The sequence below is a fragment of the Sporobacter termitidis DSM 10068 genome (genome assembly GCF_900130065.1).
GTDB classification, from domain to species: Bacteria; Bacillota; Clostridia; order Oscillospirales; family Oscillospiraceae; genus Sporobacter; species Sporobacter termitidis.
In genome coordinates this window covers 76,463-91,960 of the sequence record NZ_FQXV01000004.1, presented here as the reverse complement: position 1 = coordinate 91,960, position 15,498 = coordinate 76,463, and the positions used below count along the sequence as shown (strand labels likewise).

General features: G+C 59.0%; 11 protein-coding genes. 7 read left to right on the top strand and 4 right to left on the bottom strand.

Annotation, left to right across the window (positions count from 1 at the left end; genetic code table 11):
* Nucleotides 1-283: 283 nt before the first annotated feature.
* The gene (locus BUB60_RS07210) at nucleotides 284-1,468 is read right to left on the bottom strand and encodes a pyridoxal phosphate-dependent aminotransferase (protein ID WP_073077214.1); all 1,185 of its coding nucleotides are present in this window, start codon (nucleotides 1,466-1,468) and stop codon (nucleotides 284-286) included.
* Between the two features lie 159 nt (nucleotides 1,469-1,627).
* Here BUB60_RS07210 and BUB60_RS07205 point away from each other — a divergent pair, with 159 nt between their 5' ends.
* On the top strand, nucleotides 1,628-2,557 hold the full coding sequence (locus BUB60_RS07205) for a 2-oxo acid dehydrogenase subunit E2 (RefSeq protein ID WP_073077212.1): 930 nt from the start codon (nucleotides 1,628-1,630) through the stop codon (nucleotides 2,555-2,557).
* Nucleotides 2,558-2,975: 418 nt separating this feature from the next.
* On the opposite strand, the gene obgE is transcribed toward BUB60_RS07205, so the two are convergent.
* Both obgE and BUB60_RS07195 read right to left on the bottom strand, forming a co-directional pair.
* Nucleotides 2,976-4,244, bottom strand: a complete 1,269-nt coding sequence (obgE, locus tag BUB60_RS07200) for a GTPase ObgE (RefSeq protein ID WP_073077210.1) — start codon at nucleotides 4,242-4,244, stop codon at nucleotides 2,976-2,978.
* A 153-nt stretch (nucleotides 4,245-4,397) separates the two neighbouring features.
* Entirely contained in the window at nucleotides 4,398-6,680 is a 2,283-nt protein-coding gene (locus BUB60_RS07195) for a phosphodiester glycosidase family protein (RefSeq protein ID WP_073077208.1), read from the bottom strand.
* A gap of 216 nt (nucleotides 6,681-6,896) precedes the next feature.
* Here BUB60_RS07195 and murJ point away from each other — a divergent pair, with 216 nt between their 5' ends.
* From murJ to csaB, 6 genes are read left to right on the top strand one after another with little or no spacing between them, the layout of a single operon-like run.
* Complete coding sequence (gene murJ, locus BUB60_RS07190) at nucleotides 6,897-8,480, top strand: murein biosynthesis integral membrane protein MurJ (RefSeq protein ID WP_073077206.1); 1,584 nt, start codon at nucleotides 6,897-6,899, stop codon at nucleotides 8,478-8,480.
* Nucleotides 8,481-8,482: 2 nt separating this feature from the next.
* A complete protein-coding gene (locus BUB60_RS07185) occupies nucleotides 8,483-9,925 on the top strand; it encodes an O-antigen ligase family protein (protein ID WP_073077204.1) in 1,443 nt (480 codons plus the stop codon).
* Nucleotides 9,910-11,037 (top strand): glycosyltransferase family 4 protein, encoded by a 1,128-nt coding sequence (locus BUB60_RS07180; RefSeq protein WP_073077202.1) that lies wholly within the window; start codon nucleotides 9,910-9,912, stop codon nucleotides 11,035-11,037. Before BUB60_RS07185 ends, BUB60_RS07180 begins: the two co-directional genes overlap by 16 nt.
* Nucleotides 11,027-11,533, top strand: coding sequence for a DUF4330 family protein (locus BUB60_RS07175; protein WP_073077200.1), 507 nt, complete (start codon nucleotides 11,027-11,029; stop codon nucleotides 11,531-11,533). The genes BUB60_RS07180 and BUB60_RS07175 overlap by 11 nt, the downstream gene beginning before the upstream one ends.
* Entirely contained in the window at nucleotides 11,530-12,027 is a 498-nt protein-coding gene (locus BUB60_RS07170) for a DUF4330 domain-containing protein (RefSeq protein ID WP_073077198.1), read from the top strand. The genes BUB60_RS07175 and BUB60_RS07170 overlap by 4 nt, the downstream gene beginning before the upstream one ends.
* A complete protein-coding gene (gene csaB, locus BUB60_RS19540) occupies nucleotides 12,027-14,255 on the top strand; it encodes a polysaccharide pyruvyl transferase CsaB (protein ID WP_084726323.1) in 2,229 nt (742 codons plus the stop codon). Before BUB60_RS07170 ends, csaB begins: the two co-directional genes overlap by 1 nt.
* Before the next feature lie 347 nt (nucleotides 14,256-14,602).
* On the opposite strand, the gene BUB60_RS07150 is transcribed toward csaB, so the two are convergent.
* Nucleotides 14,603-15,127, bottom strand: coding sequence for a nitroreductase family protein (locus BUB60_RS07150; protein WP_073077196.1), 525 nt, complete (start codon nucleotides 15,125-15,127; stop codon nucleotides 14,603-14,605).
* Nucleotides 15,128-15,498: the final 371 nt, after the last annotated feature.

Sequence of the window (15,498 nt, the reverse complement as noted above, 5' to 3'; positions counted from 1 at the left end):
GCCCATCCTCGCCGCAATGCGGGGTCCGGGGCGAAGCCCCGCCGGTGAGGCCGTGCGGCGCGGGGCAAAGTTTACTCCTTCAGCCGGCTTCGCCGACAGCTCCCTCAAGGAGGGAGCCTTGAGATTACGGGGCGTAGATTCCCGCCTTCGCGGGAATGACAATACAACATGGCGCGCAGCCTCAACGAGTCCGGGGCAAAGCCCCGAGGGGTCCGGGGCGAAGCCCCAAGCCAGGGTCATAGGGGCGGAGCCCCTATACCTTTATCGGGCGGGTGGGCGGGCTTTAAAGTCCATATTCCTGCGCCAGCTTTTTAAACGCCGGCAGCGACCGCTCGATGGTCGCCTTCGCCACGCAGTAGGCGATGCGCACATAGCCGGGGCAGCCGAAGGACGTGCCGGGCACCACAAGGATATTGTATTTCTTGGCGGCGCCTGCGAACTCCCTGTCGTCCGCCGGCGTCTTCATCCACATGTAAAATGCCCCCTGTGGAAAGGCACAGGTAAAGCCGCAGTCGGTGAGCCCCTTGTAGAGAAGCTTTCTGTTCGTATCGTATGCGCCGACGTCTGTGGTCTCCTCCAGACACCGCGCTACGGCCAGCTGCTGGAGGGACGGCGCGTTGACGAAGCCCAAAACGCGCGTGGCGATACAGGCCGCGTCGAAGACAAGCTGGTATTCGTCCGCCTCGCCGGGGATGACAATGTAGCCGATGCGCTCGCCCGGCAGGGAGAGCGACTTTGACCAGGAATAGCAGACGATGGTGTTTTTATAGAATTTCGTGAGATACGGGACCTCGACACCGTCGTAGGCCAGCTCCCGGTACGGCTCGTCGGCAATGATGAAAATGGACGTGCCGTATTCCTTCTGCTTGGCCTCGAGGACGGCGGCAATTTTGCGGATCGATTCCGCCGAGTAGACGACGCCGGTCGGATTGTTGGGCGAATTGATGATAAGCGCTTTCGTCTTCGGGGTAATCATACCGGAGAGCATCGACGGGTCGGGCTGAAAGTCCGCGGTGTTCGCCGGAACGGCCACGAGGACGCCGTCGTAATTTCGGACATAGTTGCCGTACTCCACAAAATACGGCGAGAATGTGACGACCTCGTCCCCCGGGTTCAACAGCGTCCTCAGCACCACGTTCAGGCCGCCGGCCGCGCCGACGGACATGATGATATTCCCGTCGCCGAAGGCCGTGCCGAACCTTTTGTTCAGGCTGTCGGCAATCGCGCCGCGCACCGACTCGTAGCCGGCGTTGGACATGTAGCCGTGGACAAAGACGGCGTCCTCCCTGTCGAGGACATCGACGATCGCCTTTTTGACGGCGGCGGGCGCCGGAAAGTTCGGGTTGCCCAGGCTGAAATCATAGACGTTTTCGCGGCCGTACTGCGCCGCCAGCCTGTTCCCCTCTTCAAACATCGCCCGAATGGCGCTGTTGTTCTGGGCGAGCTTCATCATTTTCTCCGATATCATCATCAAAACTCCAATCTGTTGTTTTGCGTGTGTTCTAACGAGGTATTTTATCACAGATGCCTGAATTTGCAATGAATAAATGATTAAATATCAAATGGTATAATACCGAAATTATTCACATAATACTCAACATCCGCTGGGAGAAATGAGGAGACGTTCGTGAAAAATAAAGATATCAAAATCAGGGAATCGCTGCGCTTTGACCTGCAGCGGCGCGTCGTGTCGCATATGACGTCGGCTTCCTGGCAGGCCATCCCGCACGTGTCCTATATATACGAGCCTGACATCACCGATTTTTACCGCGAGTATCTCAAGCTGGCGGAAAACAGAAGCGCGGAAGGCCACAAAATAACCTTCAACACCGTCATGCTCAAGGTGATCACGGAAGGGCTGCGGACCGCCCCGGAGCTCAACGCCCACATCGAATACAATCACAAAAAATCAGAGGGCACCACGCATATTTTAGATGAAATGAACGTGTCCGTCCCCTGGCTCCTGCCCGACGGCAAAATGATCACGCCGGCAATTCCAAACGCCGCCGCGATGTCCCTCAACGATATCTCGGCCTATATGCACGATTTATCGGAGAGAATCGGAAAAACCAATATCGACGAAATGCTGTACAGGGCGGTTTTTGCCGATACGGTCAGCGAGCTCAAGAAATTCAACCTGAGCATTTTCAGGCGCATTATCGCTTCTCAGATCACCAGATACAGAGTCAAGGGGCTCCAGGGCGCCGAAAAAGAAGCGTATTATAAAATCCCGGAAAAAGACCGGCTGACCGAAAAGGATATCATGCTCGGCACGGTGACGGTATCAAACATCGGCTCGTTATATAGGGCTCAGCGGGGCTTTTTTGCCCTGCTGGAAATCATTCCGCCCCAGGTGTTCGCCATCGGCCTCGGCTCCGTCCAGGAAAAGCCCGGCGTCTTTGTACAGGAGGACGGAAGTAAAGACATCGGCATCCGAAAAATCCTGCCGATGTGCCTGGCCTTCGACCATCGCGCCGCCGATTTCAGTGCCGTCATACCATTTATAAAAAAGCTTGACGAAATTTTCGCCGCGCCGGAGGTTGTTCACGCGTGGTGAGGGTCTTAGGCGCTGTCCTGTGCCGCGTCGCACCGCAAGCGCGGCGGGAGCAAGCTCCCCCGCCCTGAGGATCGCCGGGCGCGGGACAGGCGGCAATCCTCAGCCGCCTGCGGCGACAGCTCCTTTCAAAAAGGAGCCTTACGGGGTGTGGATTCCCGCCTTCGCGGGAATGACAGGTGACAGGGCAAAGCCTCGCATGAGACTGGGACGAGGCCCTGCATGGAACCCGCGGCAAAGCCCCGATGGAGGTCGGGGCAAAGCCCCGATAGGGTCCAGGGCAAAGCCCCGATGGGGTCCAGGGCAAAGCCCCGCAGGAGCCCGGGGCGAAGCCCCAATGGGGGTCCGGGGCGAAGCCCCGCCGTTCTAAATAGGGTCATAGGGGCGGAGCCCCTATACCTTTCTTGGGCGGGTGGGCGGGCTATTTTGTATAGTCGAATTCCAGATTATAGATACTGACAGTATCGCCCTCTTTGATTCCCATGGTCTCCAGCCGGTCGTAAACGCCCGCGTTGCGGAGCGAACGGTCAAAAAAGCTCATGGATTCGTTGTCCGAGAAATTGATGTTGCGCACCAGGCGCTCCATCCACTTCCCCTCGATCACCCAGATATCGTCGACGACCTCGATCTTCAGGTCGTCCACGGAAACCGGCTCCTGCTTTTCGACGAACTCCGGCTCGTAAACGACGACGGGCGGCAGATGGTTCAGCTTTGCCGCGGCGGCGTTGACGAGCTCGCGGACGCCGGAATTTGTCGCGGCGGATATCTCGAAAAGCTCCAGGCCCTGCTGTCTGATGAATTTTCTGAACTCGTCCAGCTGCGGCGAATCGCCGGCGATATCTGTCTTATTCGCCGCCACCAGCTGCGGCCGCGCGGCAAGCTCCGGGCTGTATTGCTGAAGCTCTGAGTTGATCGTCTTGAAATCCTCGATGGGGTCGCGCCCCTCGCTGCCGGACGCGTCCACAACGTGAATGAGGAGACGGCATCTGTCGATATGGCGCAGAAAGTCGTGGCCGAGCCCCGCACCCTCGGACGCGCCCTCGATAATGCCCGGAATGTCCGCCATGACGAAGGAAACGCCCTCGTCGATATAAACGACGCCCAGGTTCGGGAACAGGGTCGTAAAATGGTAATCGGCGATTTTCGGGTGTGCCTTGGAGACGACGGACAGGAGCGTGGACTTGCCCACGTTCGGATAGCCGACGAGGCCCACGTCCGCCAGGAGCTTGAGCTCCAGCGTCACTTCCCTGTCCTCGCCGGGCAGTCCGCTTTTGGCAAAGCGCGGCGCCTGACGCGTGGGTGTGGCGAAGTGCCTGTTTCCCCAGCCGCCCAGGCCGCCGCGGGCGACGACAAAGGATTCCACGCCGGTCATGTCCTTGATGATCGCGCCAGTCTCCTTGTCGCGGACCAGCGTGCCGTTGGGCACCTTGATGACGAGGCTCTCCCCGTCCTTGCCGGTGCAGACCTTGCCGCCGCCGTCGACCCCGTTCGACGCGGCGTATTTTCTTTTGTAGCGGAAATCCATCAGCGTGGACATATTGGGGTCCGTCTTCAGGACGACGTCGCCGCCGCGGCCCCCGTCGCCGCCGTCCGGCCCGCCCGCGGGGACATATTTCTCCCTGTGGAACGAGACGGCACCGTTTCCTCCGGCGCCGGCCTTAACGCGGATCGTCGCTTTATCAACAAACATATCGTGTTCCTCTTCAAATTTTATATGGGTATGTAAGGAACGACCGGCGAACACCGATCGCCCCTGCGCCGTTCATACGAAATGCGCCGTAGGGGCGATCTGCAATTGCCGTCGAACCTATGCCTGTATAATTCTACCCGTTTTCAGCCGGGCTTAGGCCTTGGTCAGCACGACATCCAAAAGCTTTGCCATTTCGCCGCGGGACAGGCCGTTGGCGGGCATCAGCAAACCGTTGGCGCCCGAGACGACGCCCATCGAAACGAGTGTCGCCGCCGGCGTTACAGCGTACGCGGATACGGCGGCTTTATCCTGAAACGCGTCCAGGAGGTCGGCCGTCCCGTCCTGATACGGGATTTTCAGCGTGGGGAGCGCGCGATAGATGAGCGCGAAGGCCTGTTCGCGGGTCAGCGTGTCCTGCGGCTTAAAGAGGCCCGACCCATCGCCCTGGGCGATCTGGCTGGTCTCCGCCCAGGCGATGGCATTGGCGTAATAATCCGTCGGCGCCACGTCCGTGAAGCTTAACGGGCCGCCCGCGGCCGGCTGGCCGGCTGCCCTGTACAGCATCAGGACGAAGTCGCCCCGGTGGATGCTCAGGTCCGGCTCAAAGGTCGTCGCCGTCGTGCCGGTAACGATGCCCTTTTTCGCCAGATCGGTGATATAATCCTGCGCCCAGTGCCCGACCGTGTCGGCAAAGCCTGTCACCGTGACGGGAATGGAGACGGATTTGCTGCCGATCTGCACGTTGACGGCGCCGGTGGCACCGACGGCGTTCCCCACCGTGAGCAGCCCGTCCGCCGACACTGTGCCGATATCGCCGGTAATCGTGTAAACGGTGGCGGAGGTGTCCGACACGACGGGGAATCCATAGTAGGACGCCGACGCGCCGAGCTGTACCGTGTCCCCAGCCCGGACTGACAGCGCCGTCACGGCGCTGCCGCCGGCCGTCACGGTCAGATTTGTGGGATCATTGATGATGTGCACCGTGCCAACGCCTGTCGCGCCCGTCGACGGAGAGGTGAGCGTCAGCGTGTCGACGCCGTGGGTGGGGCCGGCGGTGTAGGTCGCCCCCGTGACCGTGCCGAGCCCGCCCGAGACGACCTGGACGTCGGCGGGCACCGCGGCCGGCGTATAACCGCCGTCGGACGCGCCGTAGGTCAGATTGACCGACGACCCGGCCAGAACGACGGGCCCGTCATTATTCACATTAAGGTGTGTAACGAGGCCGTCGGACGTCTTGTCCGTGACAAAAAGAAGATATTCCGCACATTTTCTGCTGGAGCCGTCCGACGGGTGGTTGACGACGACGGGAGCCGCCGTGCCCGGCAGCCGGATGCTGATGGCCGAGGAGCCGCCGCCGTCAAAATTAACGGCCTGGACGCAGCCGCGCTGCAGCATTTCCTCGGCAAGGCCCTGAAGCGTAAGTCCGGAGGAGTTGTCCGACTCGCGCCCGTCGATGACGTAGCTGATCACCGTGCCGTCCGCCTTGACGCCGAAAGCCGTCCTGGGGTTCTTGGCGGCGATGCTCTTGTCCCACTGGGCCGAATCCGTGATGGCGCCGTTTTTGATCAGCATATCTCCGCCGCCCGTGACCCAGCCGGAGTCGGCAAGATTCGGGTCGGTGCATGCCGTGTTCAGGGTCACCTGGTCGCCGATTTTGAACTTGGTGTATTCCTCGCTGTAGCCGCACTGGTCGGCTGCCGTCAGCACCAGGTACCCGTCGCCGATCGTCTGAGCGGCGCTGGACTGAACCAGGTCGGCCACTTCCAGGGTCATCGTGCCGTTCACCGACGGCGCGCCCTCAAGAATTTTGAATTTGACGAACCAGCCCGGCGTGGACGTCCGCGTCGAGACGGTGGAAAAGGCCGAGCTGAAGAGATACATCCCGCCCGTATCCATTCTGTACTTGTTGAAATGCGTGAGCGTCACGACCTTGCCGCTGTTGGTCAGGTCGGCGGCGCTGCCGTTGTTGGTCAGGGTGATTGTCACCTCGGAGCTGTCGGAGAAATAAACGCTGCCGTCCGGCTTGAACGAGACAGCCGGTCTCCCTTCGGGGCTCGATTTATAGACGCCGTTCTCGACGACCATCCCCATCGGCACGCCCGTTTTCATGGAAAAGAAGTCCGTGTTGACTGCGGCCAGCACGTTTTTGCCCTGGGACGCGGCATAGTTCACGAGCTGTTCGATCGTCATGCTGCCGTAAATCGTGTCGTCGGCCATGACAATCGGATAAGCGTCGCCTTGTCCGGTCAGGCTGAGCGCGTAGCTCTGCTGGCGCTGTGTGCTGTTTATGTACGATACGGTGTTCGTATATGCCAGGTTGTTGGCAATTTGACTGGTGTTGGCGTAAACAGCCGTCCCGGCCCCGGCGGCCAGGGCCGGTGGAATCAGGGTGAAAAGAAGCAGGAAAACAGTGATGATTGCGATGATTTTTTTCATGATGTACCTCGATCTGCTTTGGCTAAAATGTCAAAATTATTATTATTATACAAAAATTCGACATACTTTTCAACCGAAGCTCTGATGTTTAACACAGTTTTCATACCAGGAGCCGAAATAATGTTGAAATATCATGATGGTTGGGGTAAAATACAACAGCTATTCCGATATCTGGTGGATGAATTTACCTTTTTATAATGCGAAAGCTGGCTGGATATGGCAGAAAAAAATAAGAATCCCGTCAAAACAATTTCTCTCGTCATGGTCCTCACGCTCGTCGGCAAGATCCTGGGGCTTTTACGTGACAGGCTCATGACCGTCCATTACGGGAGCGGGATGGAGACAAACGCCTTTCTTACGGCCAGCCAGATTCCGCGCGTCTTCTTCGACGCCGTTTTCGCCTCGGCTGTCGCCGCCAGCTTCATCCCCGTATTCAGCGAGTACGTTGCCAAAAAAGGACGGCGCGAGGCGCTGGACTTCTCGGGGAACTTTATAACGGTCATCAGTTTTCTCTCCCTTCTTCTGACGGTGCTGGGCATCGTCTTCACCGGCCCCCTCGTCAGTCTTTTCGCCCCCGGCTACGACGCGCAGACGGCGGCGCTCTGCGTCTCGCTGACGCGCGTCATGTTCCCGACCGTGCTGTTTACCGGCATCGCCTACTGCTTCGTCGGCATTCTCCAGTCGTTTGACGAGTTCAATATCCCGGCGCTGATCAGCGTGATTGCCAACCTCGTCGTCATACTTTACTACTATACCTTTAATCCGAAGTACGGCATCTACGGCCTGGCGTGCGCCTTTCTCATCGGCTGGTTCGTACAGGCCGCGATGCAGGTACCTTCCCTTATTCGGAAGGGTTTTCATTACAAACCGTCGCTCCGTATGAACTCCGAGGGTATGAAAAAAGTTTTCGCCCTGATGATCCCCGTCATGGTCAGCACCTGGGTACAGCCCATTAATCTGACGATTAATACCAGATTTGGTTCCCATTTATATAACGGAACAGGCGTAACGGCCATTAATTTGTCGAATAACCTGTACCTCATCATCATCGGCGTCTTCATCCTGTCGGTGACAAACGTCATCTTCCCGCGGCTGTCCCGCCTGACGGCGGAAAACAAAGCGGCGCAGTTCAGGGACACGATCAGCACCACGGTGCACGCCTCGATGTATTTCGTCGTTCCGATGACGGCAGGGCTCATGGTGCTGGCCCGCCCCATCATCAGCCTCATCTACGGCGGCGGGCAGTTTGACGCTTTTTCCGTCTCCATCACGTCGCAGGCGCTCACCTTCGCCAGCCTCGGCATGATCGGTTACGCGCTGCAGGCCGTCCTGTGCCGGGCATACTTCGCGCGGCAGAACGGCCGCGTGCCGCTCGTGGCGGGCCTGGCCTCCATCGCGGTCAATATCGTTTTATGTATCCTCCTGACAGACACGCTGGGCGTCAAGGGCCTGGCCATCGCGTCCGCTGCCGCGGGCACCGTCAACGCGATTGTCCTGATGATCCCGCTTGAGGTGCGGAAGGAGGGCTTTCTGGACAGGAAATTTTCTCTGGACTTTCTGAAAATGGTGGTTGCCACCCTCGTCATGGCGGCCGTCGTCTGGGTACTGATGCGGGCGCTGGACGGCCTGCACCCCGGCAAGCTCTGGGAGGCCGTCACCGCCGCCGTACCGGCCGCCGCCGGCTTTATCGTCTATTTCGCCGCCACGTCCCTCGCCGGCCTCGACGAGGCCCGGACGGCCGCCGGCATCATCAAAAAAAGACTGCGTCGAAGCAGCGATGATTCGACAAGGAAGGGGTAAAGATGCAGGAAATTTTTAAGTCGAGCATTTTTCTCAGATGGCTGACCGCGTTCTTCAGCTGGGTCGGCGTCATGTGGCACCGGAGCCGGATCGTCTCGTGGTTTCTCTCCCCGGGCCGCGGGCGCGCGCTCACCGACAACAGCGTTTTCTCAAAGCTCTTCGGAAAGCTGCACGGGGCGGTCTGCGTCGTTTTCGAAAAGCTGCGTCTCAACAGGCTCTTTGAGGGCAGCATTTTCAAGCAGGCGTTCTTCGGGTGCCTGCTGCCCGCCGTTCTGGCGCCGTTCCTTCCGACGATGGTTGTTTTATGCCTCGTCATCGTCGGCGTGTTCACCCTGTTTGTCCGCTTCGGCACGGACAGGAGCCTCCGGCTGTTTTATTCGCCGGTGAACAAATACATCCTTCTGTTTTGCGCCGTCTATCTTGTGGCGACTTTGACGTCCGTAACGGTATCGGGCAGCCTGTTTACGGGCCTCATCACCGTGCTGTTCGCGCTCTTTGCCATCGCTTTCGACAATGCGGTCACTACAAAAAAGCAGGCCGACCTTGCCGTCCGCCTCATTGTCGTGGCCGGTACGGCCGTGGCGCTGTACGGTATTTATCAGTACATTTTCTATAATCCGGCCACGGCGGGCGCCTGGGTGGACAGCGACATGTTCTCCGGGATCACCAACAGGGTCTATTCCACCCTCGGAAATCCGAACGTGCTGTCGGAATACCTGCTGCTGGTCATGCCCTTTGCCGCCGCCTGCGTCCTCACCGGAAAAACCTGGTGGCAGAGAGTATTTTTCCTCTGCTGCCTTGCCGTCATGGCCGTGTGCATGATCGTCACGTTTTCGCGCGGAGGCTATCTCGGCCTCATCCTGGCGGCGGTCATTTTCATCGTCATGCTGGACGCGCGCTTCATCCTGCTCGGCATTGTGGCGCTGGTCGCGCTGTACTTCTTCCTCCCCCAAACGGTCACCGAGCGGTTTTCAAGCATCGGGAACCTGTCCGACAGCTCCACCTCGTACCGCGTCTATATCTGGATGGGCACGATCGCCATGCTGAAGGACTACTGGTTTTCCGGCATCGGGCCGGGCACCAACGCCTTCAACCTCATCTACCCCGCCTACAGCTACAACACCATCGCCGCGCCCCACGCCCACAACCTGTTTCTGCAGATCATGTGCGACAGCGGGATCGTCGGCCTGATACTTTTCGTGGCCATCCTGTTCAGCTACTACAGGAGGACCTTCACCGCCTTTTCGAGAACGCGCGATAAAACGTCGAGGACCTATCTCATTGCGGCGATCGCCTCCGTCAGCGCGTTTTTGCTGCAGGGCATGACCGACTACGCTTTTTATAACAACTGCGTCATGCTCCTGTTCTGGATATTTATCGGGCTGGGCGCCATCATGGCCCGACGTCCGGAAATGGAAGAGGGGCCGTTATGGTTAAAGTCTTAAACGTCATCAGCGACACCAACATCGGCGGCGCCGGCAGGGTCATTCTCAACTACCTGAAATACAGCGACAGAGCATCGTTCGACACCGCCGTCTGCCTGCCCCGGGGCAGCCTGCTCGCCGCGCCGCTCCGGGACGCCGGCGCCGGGGTATACGAGCTGGACATCAGCCCGGACAAGTCCTTTGACCGCGGCGACATCCGAAAGCTCAGGCAGCTGATCCGGGAGCTTGACCCCGACATCGTGCACACCCACGGCTCCCTGTCGGGGCGCATTGCCGGGCGGCGCTGCGGCAAAACAGTCATCTACACGCGGCACTCCGTTTTCCCCGTCAGCCCGCGTATCCGGTCGGGACCGGGGCATCTGCTCAACAAGCTTGTCAACGAGCATTACGCCGACAGGATCATCGCCGTCAGCCAGGCCGCCAAGGAAAACCTCACCGACGGCGGTATCAGCGCCGGGCTCATCGACGTGGTCATCAACGGCGTCGAGCCCGTGAGCCGCGTCTCCGGCGAGGAGCGCCGCCTGCTGCGGGCCCGGTACGGTATTGGCGAAGACGATTTCGCCTGCGGCATCATCGCCCGGATCGAGCCCTACAAGGGCCATATGATCATCCTGGACGCGGCGAAAATTCTCAGGGACGAGGGCCGGAGCGTCAAGGTCGCGGTCGCCGGGACCGGGTCCTTCGAGGAGGAGGTCCGAAAGCGGGCGGCGGAACTTGGGCTCCAGGACAACGTCATATTTCTTGGCTTCGTCTCCGACGTGGCACCGGTCTACGGCATGCTGGACGCGCAGCTCAACGCCTCTTACGGTACCGAGGCGACCTCCCTGTCGCTCCTGGAGGGCATGAGCGCCGGTCTTCCGGCCATTGTCAGCGATTACGGCGGAAACCCCTATATCATCGAGCATGAGAAAAACGGCCTCGTTTTCAAAAGCATGGACAGCCGGGGCCTGGCGGACCAAATCCGGCGGCTTATGTCCGACCCGGCGCTTTACGCGAAGCTCGCCGAAAACGCCCCGCTGATGTATTCCGCGCGCTATACGGGAAAGATCTTCGCGGAAAATATCGAGGCCGTCTACCAAAAGGCGCTGAAAGGAGTCAATGATGGAAAATAAACAGAATAAACCGCGTTTTAAAATCAGCATCTTCGACATCATTATCATCGTGGTCGTCATTATCGTGGCCTGCGTGCTCATTTTTGTCTGGCGGTCGTCCGGCAAGAGCAGCAACCCCGCCGCCAACACAAAATCGGTGCACTATTCTATCGAGCTGAGCGGCATGCTGGCCGGGACGCCCGAGAAAATCAAAACAGGTGACACGATCATGGACAGCGACAAGAAGTTTATTATCGGGACGGTCGAGTCGGTCTCTATTGCGCCGGCGACATCGGACACAAAGGATTATATGACCGGCGACACGCTGCGGTCCGAGGTCCCGGGCAAGGAGACGGCCACCGTCGCGCTGGTCTGCGACGCCTCATCTACCGACTCTCAGATCACGGCCGCCAGCGGCTACGTCATCCGCGTGGGGCAGGAAGTCCACGCCGCAGGCCCGGGCTACGCGGGTCTCGGCTATATCGTCGCAATCAACCGGGAGGATCTGGGGCAATGAAAAAAATCATTGATGAGCACGGCAGAGTATTCGGTAAAGTCAGCATCATCGATTTTTTGGTGATCCTGATCGTCGTCGTGGTCGGCGTGGCGCTGTACCTCCGGTACGATGTCCTCAATCCGACGGACAGCGCCGCGGAAACAGGGTCGATCACCTATACAATCAAAATTTACGGCGTCCGCGACTATACGGCGAATGCCCTCAAGGCCGGCGACGCGCTGTTTGACAAAAACAACAGCGGCGGATACAGCATCGGAACAATCACGGACATTGCGGTTTCGGACGCCAAAAAGATTTCCGAGACGGTGGACGGCAAGCTGGTCCTCGGCAATTACGCCGCTCACTACGACGTCACCGTGACGGTAACGGCCCACGGGGCCCTCAGCGGCGGCCGATATCTCGTCAACAAGACCTACGAGCTCAACACCAACTCCAACCGCACGTTTTTAACGAAATTCTGCACGTTTGAAGCGACGATAATGGAGATCGAATAATGGCCCGGAAGATTATGATGGCCACGATGAGCCTGGGCATCGGCGGCGCCGAAACGCATATCGTCGAGCTTGCATCGGAGCTCCGGCGGCGCGGGGACGATGTCGTCATCGCCTCCAACGGGGGCGTCTATGTATCCGACATCGAAAAGCTCGGCATCCGGCACTACCAGGTCCCTATGAACAGGCGCAACGTGCTCACCATGCTGCGCTCCTACTTCCTGCTCCGAAAAATCATCAAAAAGGAAGAACCCGACATGGTCCACGCCCACGCGCGGATCTCGGCGTTTATCTGCGGCCTTCTTCACAAGACGATGCATTTTCCCTTCGTCACCACGGCGCACTGGGTCTTCGACATCAGCGGCAGCCTCCGTTATCTGACGAACTGGGGCCAGAAGACGATCGCCGTGTCCGAGGATATCAAGGACTATCTCGTCAAGAATTATAAAATAAACGAGCGCGATATCTTCGTCACCATCAACGGCATCGACACGGAAAAATTCTCGTCGGGGGCGTCCGGCGATAAAATCATCAGGGAATTTGGTCTGGACAGCACGCACCCGATCATTTCCTACGTCAGCCGGCTGGACACGGACAGAGCTCTTGTCGCCAGTCAGCTGATCGATCTGGCGCTGGCGCTGGACAAAAAGCTCCCCGGCGTTCAGCTGCTGATCGCCGGCGGCGGCGACGTCTATGACGCGCTGAAGACAAAGGCCGACGCTGTGAACGCTGCCGCCAGGCGGCAGGTCGTGGCCATGACGGGCCCCCGGACGGATATCAACGAAATCATCGCTGCCGGAGATATTTTCATTGGCGTATCCCGCGCGGCCCTGGAAGCCATGGCGTCGGAGAAGCCGGTGATTTTGGCGGGCAATGAGGGGTATATCGGCCTGTTTTCATCGGAAAACCTGCCGGCGGCACAGGAAAGCAACTTCTGCTGCCGGGGCTTTACGGCCTCATCGGAGGCGCTGCTCCTGAGCGACATTCTCCGCTGCTTTGAGATGACGCCGGAGGGCCGCGCGGCGCTGGGGGCCGAGGAGCGGCGGCTGATATTGTCCGATTACTCCGTCAGCCGTATGACGAACGACTGCCAGAAGGCGTACGACGCCGTCCGCCCGCGGAAATACAGCGTCGTCATGAGCGGCTACTACGGCTTCGGCAACGCCGGAGACGAGGCCATTTTGCAGTCCATACACCAGAACATCGAGGGTTCCGGCGGTGACATTGCCATCACCGTGCTCTCCAGCGACCCGGAGGATACAAAAATCCGGTACGGCTACGACGCCGTCAACCGCTTTGCCTTCATCGAAGTGCTGAACACGCTCCGCCGGTGCGACGCGCTGGTGTCCGGCGGCGGCAGCCTGCTGCAGGACCACACCTCCACCCGGTCGCTGATGTACTATCTGATGATCATTCAGGTCGCCGAGATGTTCCATAAAAAAGTCATGGTCTACGCCAACGGCATCGGCCCGGTCCGGAAAAAAATCAACCGCATGCTTGTCCGGCGCATCGTCGGCAAAGCCGATGTGATCACCCTGCGCGACGCCGCCTCCGCCCAGGAGCTTCTGAGCATGGGCGTCCGCCGCGCCGACATCCGCGTCACGGCCGACCCCGTGTTTACGCTAATCGGCGCAACTCGGGAGGAGGCCCGCGGCCTGCTTTCCAAAAGCGGCATCCCTCTGGACAAGCCGTACGTCTGCGTTTCGGTGCGCAACTGGAGCACAATGGGGACGTTCAAGGAAAAGGTCGCCGCGCTCTGCGACGACATCGCCGAAAACTTCGGCAGGACCGTCATTTTTATCGCCATGCAGACGCCCAACGACATCGGCATCAGCTACGACGTCGTGCGTCTGATGAAAAGCAAGGCCTGCGTCCTGGACACGCGCTACACGGCGGAGCAGATCATGGGCATCATCGGCGGCGCCGATTTCGTCCTGGCCATGCGCCTGCACACGCTCATATTCTCGGCGCGGATGTGCGTGCCGCTCATCGGTATGATCTACGACCCCAAGGTCGAGGCCTACATCAAAGCCCTCGACATGCCTTCCGCCGGCGACGTCAAGAACTTCGACATCGAGGAAGTCAAGGCCGCCGTCAGGGCCGTGACCGGCGACCGGGAGAAATACGTCTCGATCCTGAAAAACAAATCCATAGAATTCGAAGTCCTCGCCCGTGAAGACGCGAAGCTGCTCGTCGAGCTGCTCCAATCAGAGAAAAAGCGCCGGACATAATCCGAAAGGACGGATAGAACTTTATCTCCGCCGTCCGCAGCGGAACCCCTGAGGCTCTCCTCTCAATATGATTTTCAAAAATGAACGCCGGACAGTATGGCCCGGCGTTCATTTTTTCATGTATTGGCAAGGGTGGATTTCGTATCCGCCATCCCTCAGCGGCGCAATACGAGGAATACTCCGCCGACGGCTCCCTCGGGGAGGGAGCCAGACACGGCGCGATGCAAAGCTCCAAAAGCTTCCGGGGCGGAGCCCCGCCGCGGGGTATGGGGCTCCGCCCCATCGTTCCCCTGAGGGTCATAGGGGGCGCCAGCCCCCTATACCTCTATTGGGTGGGAGGGGCGGGCTTATTTTACAAAGAATACGGCGTTTTCCTTCCGGGGCGCGGCCTTGGGCGTTTCCATATCGGGGTATCCCAGGATGCAGGTGCCGACACCCACATAGTCGCCGGTGACGCCCCACTTCTTCAGCAGCGCCTTTCCCTCGTCGCTCTCAAACATCTGCTGCGCGCGGTGAATCCAGCAGGAGCCGAGACCCAGCGCGTGGGCCGCGTTGAGCATGTTGCCCAGCGCCAGCGCGGCGTCTTCCACAGGCGTGATCTTATCCTTTTCCGCCAGGACATGGATGATTGTGGGCGCGCCGTAATATGGGTCGATCCCGTCTTTGCCGATCACGGCGGCGTTCATCCGAGACTGGTTCCGCAGCTCGTCCTTACTCTGGATCACGACGAATATGGCCGACTGCTGATTGCCGCCGCTGGGCGCGTACCGCCCCGCCTCCAGCACGGCGTTCAGCGCGCTGTCGCTGATCTGCTCAGCCTTGAATTTGCGGATGCTTCTCCTGTTGAGCAATGTATCGAGTGTTTCGTTCATAAAGCGCTCCTTTCCATGTCGCGCCTGACGGTTCCTTGTTTCATGGCAGCCGCCAGATATGTTCCTATGGTTTTACCCTAATTCATACTAATATGATAAGACTTTAGTATTATGCTGTCAATCATTAACATGAAGTTCTCAACCGGCGATGACAAACGCAAAAGGGCGGTTATGAAATCCGCCCCCGCATGGTTTTTCGACAAACGCAAAAGGGCGAACACAGTTCGCCCCTACGGCATTTTTACAGCGTAGGGGCGAACTGTGTTCGCCTCGTTGTTGTGGAAGACATACGGATTGAATGATCTCCCGAATCAGCGGCAGACGGGCGATTGATAATCGCCCCTACTTGCAATACCGTGAACCATACGTAC